We start from the raw sequence: 25,761 nt of genomic DNA, 5'->3' as shown, positions 1-25,761 counted from the left end.
ATTCCCCGCTTTCCGCCCCTGAAATCCACCTCGGCAAGGCAATGCCGATCCCTCGGCATCACCCCGTCTTTCATTCCCGCATCGATCAGTAGAGCAGGCTGTAGAGCTTGCGACGGTAGCTCTGTGCCGCCGGGTTGCTTCCCATTGTGGTCAGGATGTCGAGATAGGTCTTCTTGGCATCGCCAAAAGCCAGGTCGCGCTTGAGGATGGTGAACAGCAAGGTCAGCGCCTCTTCCTGTCGACCCGCCTGGTTGTATTGCACCGCCAGCTCCTGGGTCAGGGTGAAATTGTCAGGGTCCTGCTCGTGACGCGCCTCCAGAGCCCGCAGTTCCGGACTGTCTGCGGCCTGCAGTGCCAGCGCCAGCCGGGAGCTCAGGGTCTGATAATGGTCATCCTGCGCGATCATGGGGATCTTGCCGAGCCGCTCCTGCGCTTCATCCAGCAGATTGAGATCCAGCGCCGCCTGAATGAGCCACAGGCTGATGTCGTGGCGTTCCGGAGCCAGCTGATGAGCCTTGGTGAGATGGGCATAGGCCACATCCGCCTGGCCGTCTGCCAGGGCCTGCTGCGCCTGCTCGAACAGCAATTCCTCCTCCTTGGGAGCGAAGGCGGCAAAGTAGTGGCGCAGGGTGGCTTCGTCCTGCGGCCCTTCCAGAATGGCCTGCTCGTCCGGGCGACCCTGATGGAAGAGTACCAGGGCGGGCAGGGCACGCAGGCCGAGCTGGCTGGCCAGCGGTTGCAGCTGCGGATCGTTCATGTCGACCCTGGCCAGGGTCACCTGGGGGTTGGCCGGGCCAACCAGTGACTCCACCAGCGGGGTCATGCCCTGACACTCTGGCATCTGGGGGGCGTGGAAATAGATGACGACCGGCTTTTTCATGGAAGCATCGATCAGTGCGGCTTGGAAATTCTGGGGATTGATGTCGACGATCATGAGGCTGACTCTTGGAAAATGGTGTGAGTTAACATGGGGTTGATGGGGGCGGATTTCAAGTTGTCATCCAGCAGCCAGCCGTTGACGGCTAGGGTCGGGGCGGCGAGGCTGAGCCAGCCGCTGCCCAGGGGCCAGTCCTGCACCCGGTAATCGTGCTCATCGAGCCGGTTGTCGAGCCGCCACGCCTGCTGCGGCACAAAGCATACCTTGTCGAGCCCGGCGGCAATGCCGGCACCGTGGGCCTTCAACACTGCCTCCTTGCGTGACCAGAGCCGATAGAAGGCGCTTTCCTGCTCTTCTGCGGGCAGGGCGGCGAGCCACTCGTACTCGCTGGTTGCATAGAAGCGTCTCGCCAGTGGCAGGGTCTGGCGGCGACGCTGGCCCAGCTCTATATCCACCCCAAGCGGCCCCCTGGCACAGAGTGCGATCACCAGCCAGTTACCGCTGTGGCTGAGGTTGAACTGCCAGCGCTGGTCGCTCAGCTCGGGTTTGCCATGGGGATTGGTGCAAAACAGCAGCTCGCTGGCCTGGCATTGCAGGCGATCGGCCAGCAGGCGCCTGAGCAGCACACGGCTGAGCAGGAACTCCTGGCGGCGTCCCGGATGGTGGATCTCCTGCCACTGTTGCCGCTCTGTCGGGGAGAGTGCGTCCGGCAGCAGAGCCAACTGGTCGGCGCTGATATTTGCCGGTTTTAACAAATAGAGATCCACGGAGATCATAATTTTTCACTTTAAAAGAGGGATGAAACAGCGATAAAAGTCAGTTTGATCGAGCAAGGACGGTCGCTTTCGAGATTGTATATTGTTTGGGCATGATCACATTAATCATGAAAAATACTGCATTTCCTTGCAAAAATGTGATGTCGATAGGGATTTTCGCTTGCCTCGATAGAATTCTTGGATATAGTCGGGTGCTGTTGCCTTATAAATTGCCCTTCTGGGCCGTATTTTAACAAGTTTTACTATTTTGCGGGGATAAAGGATTGCGCCACCTGATGCTACTGCTGGTCGCGCTCGGAATGGTGGGTTGTGCCTCGGCACCCCAGCCCGAGGTCGCGAGTAAGATTGAAGTTTCCATGATGGAACCCATTATTGAACCGGAAGCTTCGCAAACACCCGATGTGAATGAAATCCTGACAGTATATAAAGAGTGGCGTGGCGTCCCGTACCGCATGGGAGGCAGCAGCCAGCGAGGCATAGATTGTTCCGCCTTTGCCCGTGAAGTGTTCCGCAATGCCGTCGGTGTCGAGTTACCCCGTGACACCCGCTCCCAAGTCCATGAAGGCACTCGTGTTTCCAAGCAAGATCTGGTCGAGGGTGACCTGGTGTTCTTCAAGATCAATCGTCGTCTCAATCATGTCGGTATCTACGTAGGTAATGGTGAATTCATCCACGCCTCGACCCGTGCCGGGGTGACGCGCTCCAAGCTGGATAGCTCCTATTGGCGCAGCAAGTTCTGGCAAGCACGCCGGATCGACATCTGAGTCAGGCTGGACAAACGGCTCGCAGTACGGACTGTTTTTCCAACCTCACTTGAACCGGGCTCCTGAAGCCCGGTTTTTTGTGGCCGCAATTTAGACTTTCCGGGGCCAAATCACTATAGTGTGGGCCCGTTTTCCCTCGGCAGGCCCAGCATGAAGACCCACTTCGACCGCAAATCCGGATTGCATCCACGCAATCGCCATCAGGCTCCCTATGATTTCGATGCGCTCTGCCAGCGCACCCCCGAGCTGCGGCCCTTGGTATTCGTCAACGAGCACGGTACTCAGACCCTGGATTTTGCCGATCCTGCCGCCGTCAAGGCGCTGAACAAGGCCTTGCTGGCACTGCACTACGGCATTGCGCACTGGGATCTGCCGGCGGGTTATCTCTGCCCGCCTATCCCGGGACGGGTGGACTACCTGCACAGGGTGGCGGATTTGCTGGCCGAGAGTGCGGGACGTGTACCGACCGGCAAGGGGGTACGAGTGCTGGACATAGGCGTGGGGGCGAACTGCATCTACCCGCTGCTGGGGGCGCGCGAATATGGCTGGCGCTTCGTCGGATCCGATATCGATCCTGTCTCGGTCAAGGCGGCAAACCTGCTGGCCAGGAGCAACGGGCTGGGCGGACAGGTCGAGTGCCGCCATCAGGGCAATGCCAAACACATCTTTCGCGGCATCATAAGCCCGCAGGAGCGCTTCGCCCTGACCCTGTGCAACCCCCCGTTCCATGGCTCGCTCGAAGAAGCGAGCAAGGGCAGCGAGCGCAAGCTGCGCAATCTCGGCAAAGCCGTGAAGGGGGCGCCCCTGCTCAATTTCGGCGGCCAGAAGGCCGAGCTCTGGTGTGAGGGGGGTGAGGCCGCGTTTCTCGCCGCCATGATCGTCCAGAGCAAGGAGTTCGCCAGCCAGTGCCTCTGGTTCAGTTCGCTGGTCTCAAAAAAAGAGAACCTGCCGGCCGCGAAGAAAGCGCTGGCCCAGGTCGGGGCCAGTCAGGTGCGGGTGATCGACATGGCGCAGGGCAACAAGACAAGCCGGATCCTGGCCTGGTGTTTTCTGGATGAGACCGCCTGCGGGCAGTGGTGGCAACCGGCGCAGCGTGACGACGCCTGACGGGCCAGGCAGGGTATAGACAGAGGCACTCGGATGGCATTCCCCCCGTTTCGGCCCCTGTCTGCGCGGCGCCCATGGCCGCCTGACGCTGGCCACAGCAATCGTTTTTCCCCTTGTGCCATCAGGCTTGCAGCCGACAGGTTAGTGACCACTTCTGCCCGTGGTACAGCTGTACGCTGAGATTTTTTTGCACTTGCAGTTGAAACTTTCATAAAATAGGACTGGTTAGACCTCTTTACAGGCTTTGAATCGAATAGGGATCGGTAGATGAAAGTTGTCGATTTTCTGAAGCGCAAGCGCGAAATTCTGGCGCAGCACCCCTTTGAGCTCAAGGATTGGCTCTCTCCGGCGATCCGCGACTACTGGCGTGAGTTTCAGCAAAAGGCACACCTCCACCCTCTGCTGGGTCGTGTGCTGGACCTGCAAGCTGACAGCCAGTCCGTGCAGCGGCAAGCGGGCTCGGCGCAGGTTGCCAACGGCCAGCTTCTGCAGGCTGATGAGCCGGCGGTTGAGCTCAATGGTGAGGCTGCGGCCCTGTTTGCCACTCTGCAGCCCAACATAGGTGCCGAGACCCACGTGGGTGAATGGCTGCTGGTGAGCCAGCAGATGATCAATGAGTTTGCCGCCGTGACCGGTGACAATCAGTGGATCCACACCAACCCCGAGCGTGCCGCTGCCGAGTCGCCGTTCAAGACCACCATAGCCCATGGTTTTCTGACCCTGGCGCTGCTGCCACGGCTGACGGGCAGCATCAACGAGGCGACGCCCGAGTTTCCGAACGCCCGCATGGTGGTGAACTTCGGGCTGGACCAGGTGCGTTTCCCGTATCCTATCAAGGTGGACAGCAACATTCGCGCGCGCACCAAGCTGCTGCGGGTGACCCCCATCAAGGGCGGTCTTGAGCTGCTCAAGGAGATCAAGGTCGAGATCGAAGGCATTCGTCGTCCCGGCTGCGTCATTGAATCAGTCACCCGGATCTACTTCTGATGTCGTGACGGCCGTCACCCTGTGGCATGAATCGCATTGAAACAAAACAGGCTCACCTCGGTGAGCCTGTTTTGTTTATGGCGTTATGGTGCTTGTTTGTGGCTCAGCCATTCGCCCGTGAATGGCTTGCCCTGCTGACTAGAAGCTGGCCCCCAGGCTTATCAGGTGACGCCACTCCTTGCCTGCCAGCTGTTGGTGAGTCCCCTGATAGTCCAGCCAGGCATCATCCCAGTCCAGCTCGCTCGACCAGGAGAGGCGTAAATGATCGTTGAAGTAGTAACGCAGCCCCAGACTCCCCTGAATGGATTGCTCCTGGGTCACATAAGGAGAGGGCTGGGCCAGGTAGCGCTTGTAGCCCCCCTTGCTGAACAGCTCTATGTTCTCTGACCACAAGGAGACAGGCTGTCGGTAGTCCCAGCCCAAGTTGAGGAGCGGATAGTTGATGATCCTGTCATCAAAGATGTCGGCAATGTTGGACTCATCGTAGGCAGCGGGTCTGAGATAGGAGCGTTCCAGACCGGCCTGGGTGATGAGCTCAAGGCGATGTTTCTTGTCGTTCCAGAACCTGTAACCCGGGCCGGAAGCATAACTCAGGTTCAGGTAGTTAGCGTCGAGCATCTCGTATTCATAGTCGATGGAGGAGCGCACGAACCAGTTCTGGTCGAAGAAGAAGTCCAGCATGGGCTTGAGCCGATACTCATGGCTGTTGGTGACGTTGTTGGCCGTCTCGTAGATGTACTCTCCATCCAGCGTATAGCGCCAGTCGAGGTTGGCCACTTCGGTAGAGGCCTTCAGATTGACGTTGTTGGTCTGCTTGTCGTTGTGTTTCAGCTTCACGTTCAGGTCGCTGCTGCCGGTCCACAGCCAGGCTTTCTTGTCATCCGGCGTGAGGGCGAGCAGGGTAATGCCGGTCTTCACCGTCGGTCTTGGCTTGTCCTGCTTCTCGATACGCCAGCGTTTGACCGCCTTGCGCTTGACCGTCACCGGCGAGCTGTAGGGCAGTGCTATGCGTACCTGTTCATCTGTGATCTCCTCTATGGTGCCGGTCAGCCGGTCACCGTTGTCCATCCAGAGGATGTCGGCCAGCGCCATCGGGCTGAGCAACAGGGAGAGCAAGCACCAGAAGCGGTATCTCATGGAAAGTCCTTCATGAACACAGGGTTGCCATTAGCCGCTGACGGGGCGTGGAATGCCGTTCTTATTGTTCAGCACGGCAGCCACCTTGTCACCGTCGATCTCGGGCGCTGCGATAAAGGCCTCTACCTCGGGTGAGAGGATCAGGGGGGCGCCCTGCTCCAGCTCCAGTTCGGTGCGAGAGAGGGGGGAGTGGACCTCCAGCCAGTGGCGGCCATCGGGCTCGCTTGCGGTCTTGACCGGCTGGTTGATCACCCGTACCTGAGTGCCGAGGGGAACTATGTTGAACAGGGCCTCGATATCATCGGGGCGTAGGCGAATGCAGCCCGCGCTGACCCGCAGGCCGACGCCAAACTCCTTGTTGGTGCCGTGAATGAGGTAGTCCTGCTTGCCGTAACCCAGGCGCATGGCGAACTTGCCGAGGGGATTGTCCGGGCCTGGCGGTACCACCGCGGGCAGCGTGATCCCCTTCTGCTCCAGCCAGGATTTGCGCACCATGGGGCCGGGTACCCAGGTCGGGTTGGGGTTCTTGGCGATCACGGTTGTGGTCATCTCAGGGGTTTCCCGCCCTATGTCGCCAATGCCGATGGGCAAGACGATCACCTCATTTTTTCCCTTGGGGAAGTAGTAGAGACGCAGTTCGGGCAGGTTGATGACAATGCCTTCTCTTGGCACATCCGGCAGCAGCATCTGGGTCGGCAGGGTCAAGCGGGTGCCCGGTTTTGGTAAATAGGGGTCAACCCCGGGATTTGCCTCGAGCAGGGCCAAAAAACCAATCTGGGTGTGCTTGCCGATCAGTTCAAGGTGCTCGTCCGGCTGGACTATGTAGTCCTCCAGCTCGCCAATCAAACGGCTGCCTGCCGGTGGCAAGTGATAGGTCGTGGCCCAGGTCGGCGCGATCCAGAGGCTGGCTGTCATCAGCAGCAGTGAGACGATTCGTGCATTGAGCATGGTACTTCCTGTCAAATGGCGTGAGGGCCGGTCACTGCCCGCCCTGAAAAAAGAGGTGAAATTGTTAACCAATCCACTCCTGATTACCAGCCCGCCCCACAAGGGCTACAGAGGAGTCTCTCTTCGAAGAAAGCCCCTTTTGACGACTTCCCACACCTTTTTAGTACAGTACCGGATAACCTTGGATGAACGCTGCCCGTGATGGGATATACCGCGACCCGCAGGCAGGCCTGTTGCAGGGGGGTCACAGTCGCCAGGCTGCCTATGGGACTGCTGCGCCAAAGCGTTGTCGACGTGCCATGTGCAGGCTCACGGTCAAAACTGTGTTTCCTGCCTGTTTTATAGGCAGTCGTTTGATCTTTAAAGAGATTCAGGTTGATTTACCAGACCGGGTTCGGTAAGAATGAAGCCCCGTGGAGAGATGCCGGAGTGGCCGAACGGGATTGACTCGAAATCAATTGTGGTAGCAATACCACCCAGGGTTCGAATCCCTGTCTCTCCGCCATTTTTGAGACCCAACTTGCCATGCAGGTTGGGTTTTTTCATTTTTCCTGTCTGCTGGCATGTCACTGGGCAATGCCACTTGATCTTGACTGGCATGCTGTCGAGCTGTCCTGTATTGGACATTGCCTCGGGCCAGTACATTGTATTTGCCATAGCCATAGCCATAGCCATAGCCATAGCCATAGCCATAGCCATAGCCATAGCCATAGCCATAGCCATAGCCATTGCCATTGCCATTGCCATTGCCATAGATAAGGCTGTGTCATTCATTGATGGTGGGCACGGTCCGATATGAGCAGTGCATGGTACAGATAGTAATGAGGGTTGCTTCTTTGCTCGAAGCAACCCGGATCTCATTACATGCTGGAGAAGACGTTCATGACCACTCCGCCCGAGATAATCAGTATCATCGCCAGAATGGCGGGCAGATCCGGCTTTTGCTTGTAGAGGATCATGGAGCAGATAGTGACCCCGACGATGCCAAAGCCACACCACAGTGAATAGGCAACGCCGACCGGGATAGTGCTCATTGCGCGGGTGAGGGCGAAATAGCACAGGCCGTAGGCACAGACCACCAGCACGGATGGTCCCAGCTTACTGAAGCTGTTGGTTTTTTTTATCATCGAGGTGCCGGTGATTTCTGAGCCGATAGACAGCGCCAGCCATAAAAATCCGAAATTAAACATGAGTCATTCCTTTTCCGTTAGTTGGCGATCTTGTTGTTCATGGAGGCAGCGACTGGCTCAGCTGGAGTTTCATCGCTCTCCTCGCTGCCCATTTTGGAGAACAGGTTCATGATGACGATGCCGCTGGCAATGATGGCCATGCCGATAATGGCCGCGGTATCCGGATGCTGGCCATAAAACGCCATTCCCAGCGTGGACACCACTAGAATGCCGGTGCCGGACCAGGTGGCGTAGGCAAGCCCAACGGGAATGTCTTTTACCGCGCGGGAGAGGGAGTAGTAGCAGGTGCAATAGAGCAGCACGAGCAGACCGAGCAGCAGCATCTTGGTGGTTCCTTCACTGCTGCCAAACATCTTGAGGGTGGAGGTGGCCGATGTTTCGGACACGATCACCAGCAGCATCCATAGCCAACATTTTGTTTTTGAAGACATACGTTAAACTCCGGGTTTGTTATTTAAGGTAAGGTTGTTTTTCTTTTCTTCTGCTTTTCAAAAAATCGATGGCGGCATCGGTCAGCTGTGCCTCGGCCGTGTGTGCCAGCGCCGGATCCTTCTCTACATCGCTGACCGTGAGATAGCGCCGCGCCGTGCCCGCCGGCACAGGGGCTGCGTCGTTCGCCGTTGCCAGCTTCTCCAGCAGCTCATTCATGGTGCACAGTACAACGCCAATCTCGCCCAGACGGCTGAGCGCTGCCTGCATGTGTCCGGCGTATGGCGTGCCCGGTTGTGCCCCCAGCAGCTGGTTCAGTTCGCTGGCGGGATCGCAGTGATAGCGCAGCGCCAGCACCGGCAAGCCGCTCAGCAGCGCATCGTGCAGCCGCCGGGCAACGGGACTGCGCAGCGAGCCGCTCAGCAGGTCCATCGCCAGCGGGTAGTCGAGAAAGGGCAGCACCAGTGCGCGATAGGGGACGGGCGGCAGGGCCTGTTGCCAGACGCTTGCCGCCACGGTTTCTCCCAGCGGCTGCCACAGCGCGCCATCCTCAATGCCTTCTTCCAGCGCAAGCTGCAGGGGCAGTCCACAGCCGGCCAGACGGTTTCGAATGGCCTGCCGATAGCCCTGGGCCGCGGTCACCATCACCAGCAGTGGCGGCTGCAGGCGCCTGAGCATCTGTTCGACCAGGCGTTCAATCTGTTCGTCGGTCATGGTGATCTCCGTTAGCCGAGCAGCCTGACCTGCGCGCCGTTTTTCAAGCCGGCGGCGTTGGCCTCTTCGGTATCGATGTGAAATTCCAGGGCGAAATCGTCGCGCACCCGTACCACCACCTCATCGAAGGTCAGCTGACGCTCACCGTCGCTGCGCACCCTCACCTTCTGGCCGTTGGTCACGTTCAGCTGGCGGGCGTCTTGTGGCGAGATGTGGATATGACGCCAGGCGCAGATCACCTGGGATCGCAACTCCACGTGGCCGGCGGGGCCGATGAGCAGCGCACTGCCCGTATTTTCCAGCTGGCCGGATTCGCGTACCGGTGCCTTGACCCCGAGGGTGAAGCAGTCGGCGCGGGAGATCTCCAGCTGTGAAACCGGCCGGGTCGGGCCGAGCACGCGAACACGGGTCAGCGAGCCCTTGGGGCCGACCACGGTGACGCACTCCTCGGCGGCAAACTGGCCCGGCTGGTGCAGCGGTTTGAGCGGCGTCAGGGAGTAGCCCTTGCCGAACAGGGCGTCGACATCCTGTTGCGCCAGATGCACATGACGGTTGGAGATACCGACCGGAATTGCCGGTGACGCCAGGTTCAGGCGGCTGGCAATTTTTTGATGTAGCTGGGGGTCGATCATGCTTTCTTCCCTTTTCTTGCCGCGGCCTGTCTATCTTCCGCCTGATCTACTGCAGGCTGCGTGGCTGGCGGAGTGGCCGGTTCGGTATCGGCACTGCTTTGCGGTGGCAGGGCCGGGGCTGCGCTCGTTGCGGGCGTTATCTCGGTCCTGGTGCTGGCCGGCACGCGCGGCGGGTAGCCCTTGAGGTTGCTGAGCGCCACTACCGCGCTTGGCTCCGGACGGGCAATCACCAGTGAATGGACCTGCTTGTCGATGGTGGCGGCCACCGCGACGCCACGCTCGATGGCGGTGTGGATGGCACTGATCTCCCCTTCGAAGCAGACACTCACCAGCCCAGATCCCACCTTGCGGTAGCCGATGCAGGTCACTCCTGCGGCTTTGCAGGCGGCGTCCACGGCCTGAATGGCGGCGACCAATCCTCGCGTTTCAATTACGCCCAAACTTTTCATCGTCGACTCCTGTTAATGGCGGACCAAGCGAATATCGAAATCAAATTGTTTAAAGAAGGTCTCCAGCCGATCCAATTCGTCCGGCGTGTAAGACGGGTCTTGCGTAATCGGGTAGGGCATATCCAGCCGCTCATATTTCTTGCGGCCCAGCTGGTGGTACGGCAGCATGTCGATCCGCAGGATATTTCCCCGTTTCGCCAATTTCTGTACATATTCGATGGCGCCGGTAATGGCATCCCATGAATCGTTATATCCACGGATGAGCGGCATGCGCACAATCACCTTGGCGCCGTAATCAACCAGCCATTCCAGATTGCGGCGAATACCTTCATTGCCGATACCCAGCATCGCCTTATGCTGTTCGCTGTTGATTTGCTTGATATCGAACAAAAAGGTATCGGTGACGGGAGCCAGCTGCTGGTAATTGGCCAGCGAGGTGGTGCCCTGGGTCTCTATGGCGGTGTTGATCATCATCTTCTTGCATTCGCGAAACAGCGCGACGGCAAAGTCGGTCTGCAGGCTCATTTCGCCGCCGCCTATGGTGACGCCACCGCCGGAGGAGATGTAAAAGTCGTAGTCCTGCATGATGATCTCCATCAGCTCGCTGACGGTGACATCCTTGCCCATGATGTCCAGCGCGTGCTGGGTGCAGACCTCTTCGCATTTGCGGCAGCCGATGCAATCTTTATTGCGATCGACGAAGTGTTTCATGCTGCCGTTCTCTTCGGCCCGGTAATGGACCCCGGCCGGACAGACATTCACGCAGTCACCGCAGTTGATGCATTTGTCGTGCGAGAACATCACCTGAAATTGGCTATTCAGTCCTTCAGGATTGGCGCACCAGGGGCAGCTAAGGTTGCAGCCCTTGAAAAAAACCAGCGTGCGAATGCCATCGCCGTCATATATCGAATATTTCTGGATATTGAATATGCGGCCGGTTAGTTCATTATTTTCGATCACGCTTGCCTCCATCTCCGGATATGGCAGGCCGCAGTCGCATTATTTGCGACCCGCCATTGCGGAGTACTTCCGGTTATTTTTTCAATACAGGGACATTGCTATCAACGTATCGATTAGAACTTCTCAATCACGGTACGGCTGATAATTTCGTCCTGTACCTCTTTGCACAGCTCGACGAAATAGGCGCTGTAGCCGGCGACACGCACTATGAGGTCGCGGTACTTCTCCGGCTCCTGTTGCGCTTTTTTCAGCACATCGTTGTCGACATAGCTGAACTGCATCTGGCCGTTGCCGAGGATGGAGGCGGTGCGCAGCAGGGTGATGAGGCCATGCCGCCCCTCCTGGGTATCCAGCAGTCCCTTGAGGAACTTGAAGTTATGCACCATGCCGATGTTCATGGTCTCCACGTTCATCTTGCTGACGGACTTGATGATGGCCGTCGGACCCTGCTTGTCCGCCCCCTGGGTCGGGCTGATACCGTCGGAGAGCGGCATCCAGGCCAGGCGCCCGTTCGGTGTGGCGTTGGTCAGCTCGCCGATGGGCGTGTTGTTGGAGATGGAGAGGGTGCCGTGGCTCAGGGTGGAGTAGAGCATCTTGTATTGACGGCACTCTTTCTCGGTCCACTCTGTGATATCCAGGGCGTACTGGTCGACGTAGTTGTCATCGTTGCCGTATTTGGGCGCATTGAGGCAGTCGCGGCGCAGCGCTTCGTACCCTTCGAAGTTGGCCAGCAGCGCATCGCGAATTTGTTCGAGTGTGTATTTCTTCTCCTCGAACACCAGCTTGCGGATCGCCGCCATAGAGTCGACGTAGGTCGCCAGCCCCGAGAAGATGAGGCCAGGTCCGTGGTTGACCACGGCGCCACCGGCGGCGACGTCCTTGCCCTTCTCCATGCAGCCTTCCACCAGCAGTGACATCAGCGGTTTCGGGGCCACGTCACGGTGCACACGCTGGCTGATCACTGTGCCGATCGCCGACAGGCGAACGATGTGGGCAATCTGCTGCTTCACCGCCGCATCGAACTGCTCGAAGGTGCGCAGCTCACGCAGATCGCCGGTATCCAGCCCCTGATAGCTGTCGAACAGCACCATGCGACCACGGTTGAGCACGAACTCGATGGCGATCGGCCACTGGGTGTATCCGGTGGAGGTCCACTGATAGATGCGCCCCGATTTTTGCGGCTCGACGCAGCCCATCAGGCAGTAGTCGCGGGCGTCTTCAAAGTCGAACCCCTTGCGCAGCATCATCTTGATGTGGGCGTCATCGAAGTGGCAGGCCGGGAAGCCCATTCCCGCCTTCACGACGTCGACGATCTTCTCCATGTATTTCTGCGGCGATTGGTTGTGAATGCGGCAGGCCAGCGATGGCTGGTAGACCTTCACGAAGCGCACTGCATCCATGATGAGGTAGGTCAGGTCGTTGCAGGCATCGCCGCCGCTGCGCTTCTGGCCGCCCACGGTCAGGTTGATGAAGGGCTGATAGCCGGCGAAGTATTTCGCCCCCAGCTCGCTCGACATCCACATCAGCTCGGCACACTTGATGATGAAGGCCTGCATCATCTCGAGCGCGCCATCGTGGGTCAGGCGCCCCTCGCGAATATCGGCTTCGAACATGGGGTAGCAGTACTGGTCGACCCGACCGAGTGACAGACCGGTCTGGTTCTCTTCGATCTCGAACAGCGACTCCACCGTCCAGATGCTCTGCAGCGCTTCTTGCAGGGTCTTCGGCGGGTTGGCCGGTACGTTCTCGTTCACCTCGGCTATGGTCAGCAGTTCGACGCGGCGCTGGGCATCTTGCTCTTTCGCCGCCAGTTCGCGGGCATGGGCCGCGATGCGGCGGGCGTAGTTGACCACACCTTCGCAGGTATCGATCGCTGACTTGTAGTAGTAGATGCGATCGATATCCTCCGGGTTCTCCATGCTCAGCTGCGCGAGATGGGCCTGGGCGTCGGCCTTGATGCCGTTCATCCCCTTGGTGAACAGCAGCACGTCGTAGCCCGGGCAGGTATCGCCGCCCCCGTTGATCTGGTGGTAGGAGAGATCGCTGACGAAGGTCTCGCCGCTGAAGGCCCAGACGCCGGCTTCCCGGTACTGCGCTTCGCAAATCTCATCCAGCGAGCGGCCTTCCCAGAACGGCACTATCTCTTCGCGGATGGTCTTCTTGTCCGCTTCGTTGATTTCAAAGGGATCTTGCGGGCGGGTGCTCATGGTATCGAGCTCGTCGCGCACCCAGCGCCAGGCAATGTCCGGTGAGAAGGCGCCGGCACGTGGCTTGCCGCATGGATGGCCGACGATCAGCTCGTCGTCCTGGATAAGGATGGGGGCGGTTTCGCAGGCGTGACGGAACGCCTTGGCCCGCAGCAAGATGGTCGGCATGCCAGGGTTGGCTCTGACGACTTCAGTAAAGGCGAGTGCCCGGTAGATGGAGACGCTGGGGCGCACGGTCAGATAGTGGTTGCGCAGGCGTTGCAGACGCGGCGTCAGGCCCTCCATCACAGGCGTATCGGCACAGGCGGAGAACGGGGCGGCAGAGACGTGTTGCACCCCGCGAAAGAGGCGTACCGGCAGCTTGAGGGCGCTCAGGTTTTGCTGGGCGCAGAGGAACATCTCGGAGAGCGCGTTGATGCTAGCCTGCTCCAGGCTGGCGCCGTGCAGCAGGGCATCAAACATGGGGTAACCGTCGATGGCGCAGGTGGCGCGCACTTCGCTCAGCTGTGCCAGCTTGAACCACAGGCACTCGACGATCTCGTACGCCTGTGGTTCGGTCAGCGCGCCGTTGGCGATATCGCGCTGGAAGTAGGGCAGCAGGGCCTTGTCCGCCCCTTCCGGGTTGACTGCATAGCTACCGTTATCGAGCTGCAGCGCCAGCTGGAACAGGTAGAAAGACTGGCAGGCCTCTTTGAAGTTGCGTGCAGGGTGAGCCGGTACCTGGTGCAAAATGGCGGCACTGTCACGCAGCTCGGCCTGGCGGAACGGGTTGGTTTCGGCGGCGGCCAGGGTTTCGGCGCTGTTGGCCAGGTTTTGCGCCAGCGCCATCAGGGCATCGCAGGCATGGATGGCGGCGCGACAGCCGTTGACTTCGTCCATGCCGCTGCGGCTGACGGCACTGCCCAGCGCGCGGGTTTTCTCTTCCAGCTGATGTTTGATGGCCAGCACGCCTTTCTCCACCACCAGCTTGTAGTCGGGGGAGTCGATGGCACTGTTCAGATTCAGGAACTGGAAGGTGGACGGGAGATGCGCGGCACTTTCGTCGTGGAAAATGGCGCCGTGCGGTGTGCGGGTCTGGTTGCCGACAATCAACTCGTCGGCGCTGATGGTCAGCGGCAGTTGGCGCATCAGTTCATGGAAGCGGCGCGCCGGTTTGACGGCTGCGGGAGTGCCCGCGATGTCGCCGTCCAGCCCGTTCAGCATAGTGGCGTGTTCGCTGCACAGGGTGCTGGTGTGCGCCAGTAAACGTTCAGCCAGCACGTTGACGCGCGGCGTTAAGTTGTAGTGTGCCATGGGTAAGGTTCTCCAGTTCTTGTTCTCAGTGGCTCGGGGCGGGGTAGCCGCACCATGCCTTGCGATAGAGTTCGGTTAGTGCTTGGGCATCCGGCGCGCGCGGGTTGGTCGGGGTGCAGTTGTCGCGCAGCGCCTGGCTGACCATCTCCGCCAGACGCTGGTCGAAATCGGCTGCGATGACGCCGGTATCGCCAATCCCGGTCGGCATCTTCATCTCCTCTTTGAGCGCCTGGATGGCCACCAGCAGGCTGTTGACCCCCTCGCGCGGCGTCTGGGCGGGCAAGTCCAGCAGGTGGGCCAGGCGGGCATACTTGTGGGCGGCATGGGTATCACACTGTCCGTCGCGGTCGGCGTTCCATGCCACTACCTGTGCCATGAGGAGCGCGTTGGCACGGCCGTGCGGGACGCGGAACACGCCGCCGAGAGCATGGGCCAGGCTGTGGGTGATGCCGAGCGAGGCGTTGGTGAAGGCCATGCCCGCCATGCAGGAGGCGTTGTGCATCTTCTCCCGCGCCAGCAGATCGTGACCGTCGCGCCAGCAGGCGGGCAGGTAGCGAAAGACCTGCTGCACCACCTTCTCTGCCAGTGCGTCGGAAAAGTCGCTGGCCGCTCGGGAGACATAGGCCTCCAGCGCATGGCACAACACGTCCATCCCGGTGTCGGCGGTGATGGCTGGCGGCACCGATGCCACCAGCGAGGGGTCAAGAATGGCGATATCCGGCAGCAATGACGGGTCGACCAGCACCAGCTTCTCGCTGCGGGCTTTCACCACGGAGAAACTGGTCACTTCGGAGCCGGTGCCACTGGTGGTCGGAATGGCCACGAAGCAGGGGCGCTCGCGGCTCACATCCGGTTGTGTTTTCGCCAGGGCGAACATAACCGCTTTGGCTGCGTCAATCACCGAGCCGCCGCCCAGCGCGATCACCAGATCCGGATAGCGGCTGTCCATGAGCTTCATGCCGCGTACTATCGTGGTGATATCCGGGTCTGCCACCACATCGTCCCAGAGCTGGAAGGCGATGCCGCGCTGGCGCAGGATCTGCGTCACCCGGTCGGCCAGGCCAAACTTCACCATCATCTGATCGGTGACCAGCAGCACGTTGCGGGCGGGCAGCTCGGTCAGGACGGACAGCGCGTCCTGACCGAAGCGGATTCGGGGTTTCAGCGAAAATTCACTCATTGGGCTATTCACTCCTCAAGCGTCCCGAAACACGTTCTCGACGATGGCGACCACCGACATGGCCTTGTAGCGGTCTCTGTTGAGCGCGAGATACTCCTCGGCTAGTACTATGTCGTGCATGCCTGCGCCGACGCTGTCGACGGCGACCCAGGAGCGGTCCTTCATCGGTTGTTGCTCATCGTCCAGCTGGGTTATCAGCAGCAGGTTGCTGCCGCGCAGCTCATCGCACTTCTGCGTGGCGACGACATGTCCGGTTACCTTTGCGAGAATCATGGTTTTTATCGCCTTATCTCAATGCGTTACTTGCCAAGGCGCTCAAGCACCTGACGGATGACGCGCTCCACGTTCTGCTCGCTGATCTCGCCGCCGACCTCGACCGTGGCGCCGGCAAAGCGGTCATCGGCCGAGTTGCAGGCCTGTACCGGGGAGGTGAAGCGGGCGTCATCGAGGATGCTGCAGCGCGGATCCGCGGCCTGGGTGACGATGATTGGCTGCGGTGCAATAGGCTGATCGGGGGCGCGCAGTTCCTCGATGGAGCGCACGCCGTAACCCACCTTGCGGATGTTGAGCAGGTTCATCGGGCCGACGTTGTCGGAGCTGGAGCCGCCACCGACGGCACCGCACCCGAGCGTCAGTGCCGGCGTGAGGTTGGTGGTGGCCCCGATGCCGCCGAGGGCGGCTGGGGTGTTGATAAGAATGCGGTTGACCGGTTTTTCGAGGCTGAACTGGCGGACCACGTCCTGATTGCGGGTATGGATCACCAGGGTGTGACCCAGACCTTCGTTGGTCAGCAGCTCGACCACGCGATGGCAGGCGGCACGCCACTCCTCTTCCACGTACAGGCCGAGTACCGGGCACAGCTTTTCACGGGAGTAGGGGTTGTTGTGGGAGACTGTGGTCTGTTCGGCCACCAGCACGCGGGTGCTGGGGGGGACGCTGAAACCGGCCAGTTGGCTGAGGTAGGTCGCCGTTTTGCCCACCACCTTCGGGTTGATGGTGCCGTTCGGGCGCAGCAGCAGGGCGGCCATCTTGGCGGCTTCACCCTCGTTCATGAAGTAGGCGCCCTGGGCCGCCAGCTCGCGATGAACCTCGTCGTAGATGCAGCTTTCGACGATGATCGACTGCTCGGACGCGCAGATCACGCCGTTGTCGAAGGTCTTGCTGGTGATGATGTCCTTCACCGCCTGGTGAATGTCGGCGCTGCGTTCGATAAAGGCCGGGCCGTTGCCCGGACCGCCGCTGATGGTCGGTGTGCCGGAGGCATAGGCCGCGCGCACCATGCCTTCGCCACCGGTTGCCAGGATCAGTGATATGTCCTTGCTGTGCATCAGCTCGGAGGTTGCCTCCAGGGTCAACTGGGTGACGCCGTCCACTATACCCGCAGGGGCACCGGCGGCTTCGGCGGCCTGCTTGACGATTTCTATGGCTTTCCAGCTGCACTGGCGTGCGCCCGGGTGCGGCGAAAAGATGATGGCATTGCCGGCTTTGAGGGCGATCAGCGTTTTGTAGAAGATGGTGGAGGTCGGGTTGGTGGAGGGCACCAGCGCGCAGAGCACGCCAAGCGGCACCCCCACATCCATCACTTTTTTCTCCTGATCGTCATGAATGATACCGACGGTCTTCATCTCTTTGATGGCATCGTAAACGCGCAGCGAAGCAAACCGGTTCTTCAGAACCTTGTCCTGCCAGTTGCCGAAGCCGGTCTCTTCAGCGGCCATTTTGGCCAGCACTTCGGCGTGGCGCGCGGCTTCTTCGGCTACGTTCTTCACGATGGCGTCGATTTTCTGCTGCGAAAAGGTGGCCATGATCACCTGTGCCTGTTTGGCGTTGCGCACCAGTTCTCTCGCGTTCTGGCGGGAGAGCAAATCGGTATCGAGTTCAATCATGAATCTGTCCTTCATCAGACTAAAAAAGTGCGGACGGGGCGTGCCCTATCGGCTCATGCTTTGTGCTGTTCCGCGATCTTTTCGATGTCGTTGTGCGGTCGTGCAATGACACGAAAAGTGATCACTTCGCCAATACGCTTCGCAGCCTCGACACCGGAATCTACCGCTGCTTTCACCGCGCCTACGTCCCCTTTCACCATCGCGGTAACCAGTCCCGAGCCGACGTTTTCATAGCCGATAAGCTCGACGTTGGCGGCTTTGCACATCGCATCTGCCGCTTCAATACAGGCCACCAGACCTTTGGTTTCGATAAGACCAAGTGCTTCTTTCATTGGTTTGCTCCGGTTATTCCATGATTTTGTAATGTGCGACTATCTTGTTGATGTCGTTGTGCGGACGCGCGATAACCAGCGAGGTCACCACTTCACCGATGCGCTGTGCGGACTCCACGCCGGAATCCACCGCGGCTTTCACTGCCCCCACGTCGCCTTTCACCATGGCGGTGACAAGGCCGGAACCAACGTTTTCATAGCCGATCAGTTCGACGTTGGCGGCTTTACACATGGCGTCCGCCGCTTCAATGCAGGCCACCAGGCCTTTGGTTTCAATCAAACCCAATGCATCACCCATTTGAGATCTCCCGGCTTTAAGCCTTGTGTTTAATGACGATTTTGTTGATGTCGTTATGCGGGCGAGCGATGACCAGCGAGGTCACCACTTCACCGATGCGCTGTGCCGATTCCACGCCGGAATCCACCGCGGCTTTCACCGCCCCCACGTCCCCTTTCACCATGACGGTGACCAGGCCGGAGCCGATGTTTTCATAGCTGATCAGCTCTACGTTGGCGGACTTGCACATTGCATCCGCAGCGCCAATGCAGGCCACCAGCCCCTTGGTTTCGATAAGCCCCAATGCATCACCCATGGTGATCTCCTCAGAACAGGTTGTGTTGTGTGATTAAGGAAAACCGTCCGTGGCACGGCGTTGAGCCAGGGTTGCGGCGTTCAATCGCCACTATAGGTACTGGCAGCATTTGTGGAATTTGAATCTGAAAAATAGTGATATTTAGTTTGTTATTCTGAATTTATGATTTTTATAAGCCATATTTATATATTCATGCTGCGGCCGCGAGGCGGTTTTCGCCTTGTATAAGGCCGAATTCAGGCTCATGAAAATATCGTCGGTCTATGTTAATGGCTTGTTGGGTAATGGAGGCCGAGAGGTAATTTGGCCGGGCGCTAACTGTGGCGGAGATCATGTTTTGCCGGCGACGCTAAATGTAAAAACCGAGCCGGATGTGACGGGAAGGAGGGATGAAGGCGGTGAGGTGACCATTGCGGCGGGTCAGAGGGGGGAGGTTGCATTGGGATCGGGGCGCGGGTCGTGTGCATGCCAGCGCGAGAGCGCATGGGTCGGGCAGGAAAATCTGAAGGAGCTGGTCCTGCTATGCAATGTGTAAGGGCCGTCTTGTCGGTATAGGGTGTGCAGCCGGGGGAAGGGATCGGGGGGCAATCACCACTATGCTGCCTGCATGCTAAAGGGCTGGCAGGCCGCATGAGGGCGGAGCCATCAAGGGGGCTTGAGCACGTCAGGTGGTCGGGGCAGGGCGGTATGTGCCGCGTCATCGACGCTTGGGTCGGGGCATCCGCAGTATTGTCGGGACTAGTTCAGCTCGCTGCCGGATTTGAGGGTGCAGATCCAGAGCGGAGAGTTGATGGAGCTCAGCAGTATGGCCTGCTGATTGAGCCGTTGTGCACTCAGAAACAGCCCATCGTGGCTGTCGGACATCTCGCGCATGAAGTAGTCAAAGATCACGTCCGGAGACTGATCGATGGAGGAGGCGCTCGCTTCCCATTTGTTGATGCGGTACTGACGCTCGGTGGCGGAGACCCGGCTGCTGCTGTAGGTAAACGTGACGTAGCGCTGGAGGTAGAGCCAGCTTGCGGCTGAATCGGTATAGCCTTCAACCACCATGGAGCCCTTCCCCTGGCGGCCAAAATTGAAGTGGATGTTGCCGTTGACGTTCTCTTTGTTCATGTCTTCAAAGCGCATGATGCCTTTAGTGGCGCAGCTCATGACACCGTCATTTTCTTTGGGCAACTGACACAGGGCATAGGCTGCCGCAGCGATGAATACCGTGCAGGACAAGAGAAAGAAGGGACGCGGCGCAAGTCTCATCACGGCTTCCAGGAGTAGTAGAAATAGTTGTCGCAGTAGCTGAACGGGTTGTCTTCGTGCATGGCGCAGTGGGCCAGAAATACCCGGCCCAAGCCGTTGGTTTCCAGTCTGTCCCCGTAGAAAAACAGGAAACGTTCGCCGGGTTTGCAACTGATGTTCAAACGCTGGCGCACCTGGTCGAAATGCTCACCGTAGGCCGCGGCGCTGACCGAGCGCAGCATCTCGTCGCTGGCCAGCAATTCGCACTGGTTATTGGGGATCCCGGTCAGTGTGACGGGGCGGGGCTCACGGGCATTCAATAGACCGAATGCCACCAGCAGCAGGGCAAAAACGAGCATGCAGCCACCCGCGATATACCAGCATATGCCTCGTGAACGGGGAGTGAGAGGAAGTTGCCACTCGGCAGGGTCGAGTACCGGTTCGGGGGTTGTCACCGTAGATGGCGGTGGCGCTATTTCAATGGGCGGTGCAGGCGCATTATCAATAGGCTCAATGTTGACCTCGGGATTGAGCTGCAAATAACCGCGCGATACCGTGATGATGATATTGTCGATATCGTAGTGGCGAAAGGCCTTGCGCAATATGCTCAGGTATTGGTTGAGATTGCTGTTCGATGACGTTAATCCGTTATCGTCCCAGACTTTTTTAAGCACCTCCTCGCGGCTGATGATCCCGGTATTTCGCAAGAAAAAATAAAACAGCGCATTGGCGGTGATGGACAATTGGCTATCCGGCTCAACACTTTCCCGCTGAGTCAAAGAACCATCGGTCGCGTCATAAATGAAGCGGGCATTGATGTGGTAGCGCATCTCGGCCTCAGCTCATGCACTTCAGGTGGGAAGCGTCATATTATACAGGGTCTCCACCAGCGCCTGACGGTGCTCGGCGCTCATGGTGCGCCCTTCGGTCAATTCCGATAGCCAGATGCCGTCCGCGGCATAACGTACCAGTGTGCCGGTATGGCTATTATCCAGTTCATCGCCTTGCGCCAGATGCGTCAGCATCCAGTCACGCCAGCATTTTCGCAGCACCGGTTCGTCCGGCATGGCCAGCGAGAGCACCATCAGCTGGCGACTCTCCTGGGTGTCCGTCAATTCAGGGGCGGAAAGATAGTGCAGGTAAGCGCGAGTAAAGCGACCATAAGAAGTCGTATCCGCCGTCATCAGTGTTGAAATGGCCTCTTCCATGATGGCCAGCAGACGCGCAAACAGGGCAAAGATCAGCGCCTGCTTGTTGGGGAAGTGGTGTAGCAAGCCACCCTTGCTCACCCCGGCTTCATAGGCAACGGCATTCAACGACAGGGCGGCGATACCATCCCGGCCAGCGATGGTGGCTGCCGATTCCAGCAGTTGTCGATAAAGACGTACAGGGTCTTTTTTTCTATGTTGGGTTTCTATGCTCATGGCGCAATCATACCGACCAGACGGTATGATCATTCTTGATCGCCATCAATGTGAGGAAAGGGGACCGGGAGTAAAAGTTGTTATTGTGTGGTGCTTCACAAATAACCTGAAAATAACGATGAAAGAGTCGCTTTAAATATTTAAAATGGATTCGATTGAGGGCTTAAATTATCTGTTGATTTCGACTTACTTATCCCCTTGTTAACGTATATCCAATGAAGAATAACTATTTTAAGGAGTCGGGATAGGGATTAAGTTGTCATTTATTTACCTCATTTCAGCAATCATTTTCCTGAGTGTTTATCTCTAGTTTTTAACCACGGCACGACTGTTTTTTAGCGGGAAGGTATATATTTCTGCCATCTTTGGCTATGGCAGAAATATCGAGGGGAAGTTCGCCTGTTGGCATCACCTTATTTTTCAAGATTGTCATCCGCCTCTTGCACCAGTTCAAGGAAGGCGCGTATGGCGGGGGTGATGCTGTGCTGACGAGTAAGAAAGACAGTGCTGCCGGCCTCGAGCGGCTCAAGGGGCTGGCAGACCAGGTCCGAGAGCTGGCTGGCGGAGTGGGCGAGGCCCGCGCTGACGATGGCCCAGCCCAGCCGGTGGCGCACCGCGCTCACCAGGTGGAACAGGGAGTCTGTCTCCAGCACCACCTTGAGCGGGATCCCCGCCCGCTCGGCGGCGAGATCCAGGTATCTGCGAAACTGCATGGAACGGCTTGGCAGCACCAGGGGTCTGTGTTGCAGATTTGCCAGGGTCATGGGCTCGGAGCAGGGGAGGGGCTCCGCCGCGCTGCGGTTCATCAACACGGCCATCCGGTTGTGACCCTGAGGGTAAACGTAGAAGGCGCTCCTGCCAGGTTCGCCCGGAGGCTCGTCAAACCCCAGGCCTATGTCGCACTGGTGCAGCGCCAGCTGTGACAGCAGGGCCTCGTTGCTCAGCACCGACAGGCGAATGACGATATCGGGGTAGCGCTGCTTGCAGCGGGCGATGAGCGGCATGATGTCGACGTTGGACTGCGGCACTATGCCGATGCGCAAGGTGCCCGACAGTTCGCCGTGAAACAGTGCCAGCTCCTGCTTGAGCGCCTCCTGCTCCAGCAGCATCCGCTCGGCATACTGGCGCACCAGCTCGCCCGCCTCTGTCAGGGCGACGAACTGGCTGGTGCGCACCACCAGATCCGTGCCCAGGTTCTTCTCCAGCGCTGTGATGCTGGCTGAAAGGGTCGGCTGGGTGATGTGGCAGGCCTTGGCCGCCTTGGCAAAATGCCGATGCCTGGCCAGTTCGTGAAAATAGTGCAGCTGCTTGATATTCATGACGGTGTTGCGCGGCGTCGGGCGGGATGATGCTTAAAATTAATCAATTGAAAATTCATCGTCAATAGAGTGATTCTATCAGGAGATAGATTTAATTCATTGGTTTTGCCGGGGCGGTCTCTCTAAACTTGAATGCAGTTTGCATTTTTAGGTCAACCTTTCATGCCTGCGCCCTGCTTAGTCGGCACCCCTGCCAATCCACCTGCCTCGCCTTCGCTCGACCATCTGGTGGAGGAGGTGGCTGTCTCCATCAACATCAATGGCATCAACCACGCAGTGATGATGGCGACCCCGGACGATCTCGACGATTTTGCGGTCGGATTTCTGTTCTGCGAGTCGATCATCTGGCACAACCACGATGTGCACGATATTCGGGTATCCCCCGCTGAACATGGCTTTGTGCTGGATGTTACCATCGCCAACCGCTGTCTGGCGCGGCTACAGCTGCGTCGGCGCAGGCTGACCGGTGCGACCGGCTGCGGCATCTGCGGGGTGGAGGCGGTCGAGCAGGCATTTCCCGCTCTTCGGCCATTGCCGCTGACTCTGCCCCTTGATGTTGCGCTGTTGGCCGAACTGCGGCCGCAAATCGCCCAGTGGCAGCTCAAGGGGCAACACTCCGGCGCCCTGCATGCGGCGCTGGCGCTGGATGAGCAGGGGCAGATCCTCCACTGCCGCGAAGATATAGGGCGTCACAATGCCCTCGACAAGCTGATCGGCCTCTTGCTGCGCCAGAAACTCCCCTGCGACACCCTGGTGGTGACCAGCCGCTGCGGCAGTGAACTGGTGCAAAAAGCGGCGCTGTTCGGCGCTCGTCACCTCGTCTGCCTGGCGTCACCCAGCCAGTTGGCGGTCAGGTTGGCCCTCAAATACAACCTCAACGTCATCCATATTCCCAAGTTTGATGCCCCGGTCAGCTACTCCAGCTATCGCCCGGCGGATCCCATCGGAGAGTGCCATGAGTCATATTGAAAAGCCTGCCAAAGCAGGCGGTTTTTCGTCCCTGCAGTCCACCATGAAGCAGGTGTTGCGCAGCCAGAAGACCCGCCAGAACATCAAGAATCTGTTGCGGGTCAACCAGACCGATGGCTTCGACTGCCCGGGCTGCGCCTGGGGCGACAACGATCACGGCGCCTTCCAGTTCTGCGAAAACGGCGCCAAGGCGGTGGCCTGGGAGTCGACCGGCAAGACGGTGGGGGCCGCGTTTTTTGCGGCCCACTCGGTGCGCCAGCTGGCCACCCAGAGCGATTACTGGCTGGAGTATCAGGGGCGGCTGACCGAGCCGCTGCGCTACAACCCGGCGACCGATCACTATGAGCCGATAAGCTGGGACGACGCCTTTAAGCTTATCGCCGATACCCTCAAGGGGCTCGACGGCCCGGACGAGGTGGAGTTCTACACCTCGGGCCGCGCCAGCAACGAGGCCTCCTACCTCTATCAGCTGTTTGGCCGCCTGTTTGGCACCAACAACTTCCCCGACTGCTCCAACATGTGCCACGAGGCGAGCGGGGTGGCGCTGATTCAGTCGGTCGGTATCGGCAAGGGGACTGTGGTGCTGGATGACTTCGACCAGGCCGATGCGGTGTTCGTCTATGGCCAGAATCCGGGTACCAACCATCCGCGCATGATGAATGCCCTGCGCCAGGCGGCGCGAAATGGCTGCAAGATTGTCAGCTTCAACAACCTCAAAGAGGTGGCCCTCGAGCGCTTTGCCAGTCCGCAAAGTCCGCTCGAGCTGCTGACCCCGGCGGCCACCACCATCAGCCATCAATATCTGACGCCCAAGCTGGGCGGCGACATGGCCGCCATCCGCGGCATGGCCAAATACATGCTGGAAGAGGCGCCACAGGTGGTGGATCGCGACTTCATCGCCCGCCACACCCGCCATTTTGACGAGTATGAGGCGCAGGTGCGCGCCACCGGCTGGGCCGAGATCGAGCAGCAATCCGGGCTGATCCGAGACGACATAGTGCAGGCAGCCCGGGTATTTGCCGCCAGCCGCAGCGTCATCAGCTGCTGGGCCATGGGGCTGACCCAGCATCTGCACTCGGTCGATACCATTCGCGAAATCGTCAACCTGCACCTGATGCGTGGCCAGATGGGCAAGCCGGGGGCTGGGCTCTGTCCGGTACGGGGCCACAGCAACGTGCAGGGCAACCGCACCATGGGGATCAACGAGAAGCCGACCGCCGCCTTTATCGACCGGCTCGAGCGTCACCTGCGGGTGAGCCTGCCGCGGGCTCGTGGTCACAATGTCTATGAGGCGCTCAAGGCGCTGGACGAGAGCAAGAGCAAGGTGCTCATCTGCCTGGGCGGCAATCTGGCCGCAGCGGCCCCCGACACCGACTTCACCTGTGGGGCCATGAAGAAGGCCGAGCTCAATGTGCAGATCAGCACCAAGCTCAACCGCAGCCATCTGCAGGTGGGCAAGGCGGCGCTGATCCTGCCCTGCCTTGGTCGCACCGAGCTCGATATCCAGCGCACGGGCAACCAGAAGATCACGGTGGAGGATACCTTCAGCATGGTGCACGCCTCGACCGGTGCAGCCGAGCCAGTGTCGCCGCTCTGCTTGTCAGAGACCGACATAGTGGCGCGGATGGCCCATGCCACCGTGGGGAGCGAAATTGTCGACTGGCTCGCCCTGCGCGATGACTATGGGCGCATTCGCGATCTCATCGAGCAGACCATCGCCGGTTTTACCGATTTCAATACCCGCATCCAGCAGCCGTGCGGCTTTCATCTGGATAACTCCGCGGCGCAACTGACGTGGAATACCGCCAGCGGCAGCGCCGAGTTTCGTGCCAGTACCCTGCCGCACTCTGTGTTGCCGGAGTGTACCCGCCATGCCGAACAGATGAGCGATCAGCCGGTGTTGCTGCTGCAGAGCCTGCGCTCCCACGATCAGTACAACACGACTATCTACGGCATGGACGATCGCTATCGCGGCATCAAGGGCCAGCGCAACGTGGTGTTCATGAACGGGGTGGATGCCCGCCGCCTCGGTTTTGCCGAAGGGGACAGGGTCGATATGATGGCCATCTGCAACGATGGGCGCGAGCGGATTGTTACCGGATTCAACGTGGTGATCTACGAGATCCCGCAGGGCAATATCGCGGCCTACTATCCCGAAACCAACCCGCTGGTGCCCATCGACAGCATAGGGGAGGGTTCGTTTACCCCCACCTCCAAGTCGATACCCGTGCTGGTGACGGCCACCCGTCAGCAGGATAATTTGTTGCTGATATAGACAAAGCCCTGGTTTGACATGCCAGCTGCTCGGTCAGGCAATCCTGTTCGCGTTGCTGGCCATAGAGGAAAATGAAAGGG

The 25,761-nt window shown here is 59.1% G+C and carries 27 protein-coding genes and 1 tRNA gene; 7 read left to right on the top strand and 21 right to left on the bottom strand.

Annotated features, from left to right (window positions below; all coding sequences use genetic code 11):
• Positions 1-85: 85 nt before the first annotated feature.
• Both IU367_RS15495 and IU367_RS15490 read right to left on the bottom strand, forming a co-directional pair.
• Positions 86-934, bottom strand: a complete 849-nt coding sequence (locus tag IU367_RS15495; protein WP_274452378.1) for a tetratricopeptide repeat protein — start codon at positions 932-934, stop codon at positions 86-88.
• On the bottom strand, positions 931-1,653 hold the full coding sequence (locus IU367_RS15490) for a 4'-phosphopantetheinyl transferase family protein (RefSeq protein ID WP_274452377.1): 723 nt from the start codon (positions 1,651-1,653) through the stop codon (positions 931-933). Before IU367_RS15490 ends, IU367_RS15495 begins: the two co-directional genes overlap by 4 nt.
• 275 nt (positions 1,654-1,928) lie before the next feature.
• On the opposite strand from IU367_RS15490, the gene IU367_RS15485 reads away from it, so the two are divergent.
• The 3 genes from IU367_RS15485 (at position 1,929) to IU367_RS15475 (ending at position 4,511) form a co-directional block, all read left to right on the top strand.
• On the top strand, positions 1,929-2,417 hold the full coding sequence (locus tag IU367_RS15485; RefSeq protein ID WP_043554066.1) for a C40 family peptidase: 489 nt from the start codon (positions 1,929-1,931) through the stop codon (positions 2,415-2,417).
• A gap of 150 nt (positions 2,418-2,567) precedes the next feature.
• Complete coding sequence (gene rlmF / locus IU367_RS15480; RefSeq protein ID WP_274452376.1) at positions 2,568-3,524, top strand: 23S rRNA (adenine(1618)-N(6))-methyltransferase RlmF; 957 nt, start codon at positions 2,568-2,570, stop codon at positions 3,522-3,524.
• 267 nt (positions 3,525-3,791) lie between these two features.
• The gene (locus IU367_RS15475) at positions 3,792-4,511 is read left to right on the top strand and encodes a MaoC family dehydratase (RefSeq protein ID WP_274452375.1); all 720 of its coding nucleotides are present in this window, start codon (positions 3,792-3,794) and stop codon (positions 4,509-4,511) included.
• Between the two features lie 138 nt (positions 4,512-4,649).
• On the opposite strand, the gene IU367_RS15470 is transcribed toward IU367_RS15475, so the two are convergent.
• Positions 4,650-5,648, bottom strand: coding sequence for a DUF481 domain-containing protein (locus IU367_RS15470; protein ID WP_274452374.1), 999 nt, complete (start codon positions 5,646-5,648; stop codon positions 4,650-4,652).
• 30 nt (positions 5,649-5,678) lie between these two features.
• Complete coding sequence (locus tag IU367_RS15465) at positions 5,679-6,596, bottom strand: L,D-transpeptidase family protein (protein WP_274452373.1); 918 nt, start codon at positions 6,594-6,596, stop codon at positions 5,679-5,681.
• A 415-nt stretch (positions 6,597-7,011) separates the two neighbouring features.
• On the opposite strand from IU367_RS15465, the gene IU367_RS15460 reads away from it, so the two are divergent.
• Both IU367_RS15460 and IU367_RS15455 read left to right on the top strand, forming a co-directional pair.
• Positions 7,012-7,101, top strand: a tRNA-Ser gene (locus IU367_RS15460).
• A 114-nt stretch (positions 7,102-7,215) separates the two neighbouring features.
• Positions 7,216-7,395: a hypothetical protein gene (locus IU367_RS15455; protein WP_274452371.1), complete on the top strand. Its 180-nt coding sequence runs from the start codon at positions 7,216-7,218 to the stop codon at positions 7,393-7,395.
• Between the two features lie 61 nt (positions 7,396-7,456).
• On the opposite strand, the gene IU367_RS15450 is transcribed toward IU367_RS15455, so the two are convergent.
• The 17 genes from IU367_RS15450 to IU367_RS15370 form a co-directional block, all read right to left on the bottom strand.
• Complete coding sequence (locus tag IU367_RS15450) at positions 7,457-7,786, bottom strand: DMT family transporter (RefSeq protein ID WP_098984672.1); 330 nt, start codon at positions 7,784-7,786, stop codon at positions 7,457-7,459.
• Positions 7,787-7,803: 17 nt separating this feature from the next.
• The gene (locus IU367_RS15445; RefSeq protein ID WP_253852778.1) at positions 7,804-8,187 is read right to left on the bottom strand and encodes a DMT family transporter; all 384 of its coding nucleotides are present in this window, start codon (positions 8,185-8,187) and stop codon (positions 7,804-7,806) included.
• 49 nt (positions 8,188-8,236) lie between these two features.
• Positions 8,237-8,929, bottom strand: a complete 693-nt coding sequence (locus tag IU367_RS15440; protein WP_098984670.1) for a hypothetical protein — start codon at positions 8,927-8,929, stop codon at positions 8,237-8,239.
• Positions 8,930-8,940: 11 nt separating this feature from the next.
• Positions 8,941-9,561, bottom strand: coding sequence for a phosphate propanoyltransferase (locus tag IU367_RS15435; RefSeq protein WP_274452370.1), 621 nt, complete (start codon positions 9,559-9,561; stop codon positions 8,941-8,943).
• Positions 9,558-10,010: a BMC domain-containing protein gene (locus IU367_RS22095; RefSeq protein ID WP_098984668.1), complete on the bottom strand. Its 453-nt coding sequence runs from the start codon at positions 10,008-10,010 to the stop codon at positions 9,558-9,560. Before IU367_RS22095 ends, IU367_RS15435 begins: the two co-directional genes overlap by 4 nt.
• Positions 10,011-10,022: 12 nt before the next feature.
• Positions 10,023-10,970: a choline TMA-lyase-activating enzyme gene (gene cutD / locus IU367_RS15425; protein WP_098984667.1), complete on the bottom strand. Its 948-nt coding sequence runs from the start codon at positions 10,968-10,970 to the stop codon at positions 10,023-10,025.
• A gap of 113 nt (positions 10,971-11,083) precedes the next feature.
• Complete coding sequence (gene cutC / locus IU367_RS15420; protein WP_274452369.1) at positions 11,084-14,470, bottom strand: choline trimethylamine-lyase; 3,387 nt, start codon at positions 14,468-14,470, stop codon at positions 11,084-11,086.
• 25 nt (positions 14,471-14,495) lie between these two features.
• Positions 14,496-15,650: a 1-propanol dehydrogenase PduQ gene (locus IU367_RS15415; protein ID WP_098984665.1), complete on the bottom strand. Its 1,155-nt coding sequence runs from the start codon at positions 15,648-15,650 to the stop codon at positions 14,496-14,498.
• Positions 15,651-15,665: 15 nt separating this feature from the next.
• Positions 15,666-15,923: a EutN/CcmL family microcompartment protein gene (locus tag IU367_RS15410; RefSeq protein ID WP_098984664.1), complete on the bottom strand. Its 258-nt coding sequence runs from the start codon at positions 15,921-15,923 to the stop codon at positions 15,666-15,668.
• A 26-nt stretch (positions 15,924-15,949) separates the two neighbouring features.
• Complete coding sequence (locus IU367_RS15405) at positions 15,950-17,536, bottom strand: acetaldehyde dehydrogenase (acetylating) (RefSeq protein WP_274452368.1); 1,587 nt, start codon at positions 17,534-17,536, stop codon at positions 15,950-15,952.
• Between the two features lie 53 nt (positions 17,537-17,589).
• Positions 17,590-17,868, bottom strand: a complete 279-nt coding sequence (locus IU367_RS15400; RefSeq protein ID WP_098984662.1) for a BMC domain-containing protein — start codon at positions 17,866-17,868, stop codon at positions 17,590-17,592.
• A gap of 13 nt (positions 17,869-17,881) precedes the next feature.
• Entirely contained in the window at positions 17,882-18,166 is a 285-nt protein-coding gene (locus IU367_RS15395) for a BMC domain-containing protein (RefSeq protein ID WP_098984661.1), read from the bottom strand.
• A gap of 16 nt (positions 18,167-18,182) precedes the next feature.
• Positions 18,183-18,461 (bottom strand): BMC domain-containing protein, encoded by a 279-nt coding sequence (locus IU367_RS15390; RefSeq protein ID WP_098984660.1) that lies wholly within the window; start codon positions 18,459-18,461, stop codon positions 18,183-18,185.
• A gap of 738 nt (positions 18,462-19,199) precedes the next feature.
• Positions 19,200-19,715, bottom strand: a complete 516-nt coding sequence (locus IU367_RS15385) for a FidL-like protein (RefSeq protein WP_172955391.1) — start codon at positions 19,713-19,715, stop codon at positions 19,200-19,202.
• The gene (locus IU367_RS15380; protein WP_098984658.1) at positions 19,715-20,524 is read right to left on the bottom strand and encodes a winged helix-turn-helix domain-containing protein; all 810 of its coding nucleotides are present in this window, start codon (positions 20,522-20,524) and stop codon (positions 19,715-19,717) included. The genes IU367_RS15385 and IU367_RS15380 overlap by 1 nt, the downstream gene beginning before the upstream one ends.
• A 21-nt stretch (positions 20,525-20,545) precedes the next feature.
• The gene (locus IU367_RS15375; RefSeq protein ID WP_172955390.1) at positions 20,546-21,118 is read right to left on the bottom strand and encodes a TetR/AcrR family transcriptional regulator; all 573 of its coding nucleotides are present in this window, start codon (positions 21,116-21,118) and stop codon (positions 20,546-20,548) included.
• Between the two features lie 413 nt (positions 21,119-21,531).
• Complete coding sequence (locus IU367_RS15370) at positions 21,532-22,437, bottom strand: LysR family transcriptional regulator (RefSeq protein WP_274452367.1); 906 nt, start codon at positions 22,435-22,437, stop codon at positions 21,532-21,534.
• A gap of 162 nt (positions 22,438-22,599) precedes the next feature.
• Here IU367_RS15370 and fdhD point away from each other — a divergent pair, with 162 nt between their 5' ends.
• Both fdhD and IU367_RS15360 read left to right on the top strand, forming a co-directional pair.
• Positions 22,600-23,406 carry a formate dehydrogenase accessory sulfurtransferase FdhD gene (gene fdhD / locus IU367_RS15365; protein WP_274452366.1) on the top strand — a complete coding sequence of 269 codons (807 nt, stop codon included), beginning with the start codon at positions 22,600-22,602 and terminating at the stop codon, positions 23,404-23,406.
• Entirely contained in the window at positions 23,393-25,681 is a 2,289-nt protein-coding gene (locus IU367_RS15360; protein WP_274452365.1) for an FdhF/YdeP family oxidoreductase, read from the top strand. Before fdhD ends, IU367_RS15360 begins: the two co-directional genes overlap by 14 nt.
• Positions 25,682-25,761: the final 80 nt, after the last annotated feature.

It is taken from the genome of Aeromonas bestiarum, from assembly GCF_028751155.1.
In the GTDB taxonomy this organism is placed as follows: domain Bacteria; phylum Pseudomonadota; class Gammaproteobacteria; order Enterobacterales; family Aeromonadaceae; genus Aeromonas; species Aeromonas bestiarum.
This window is presented reverse-complemented; position numbering and strand designations above follow the sequence as displayed.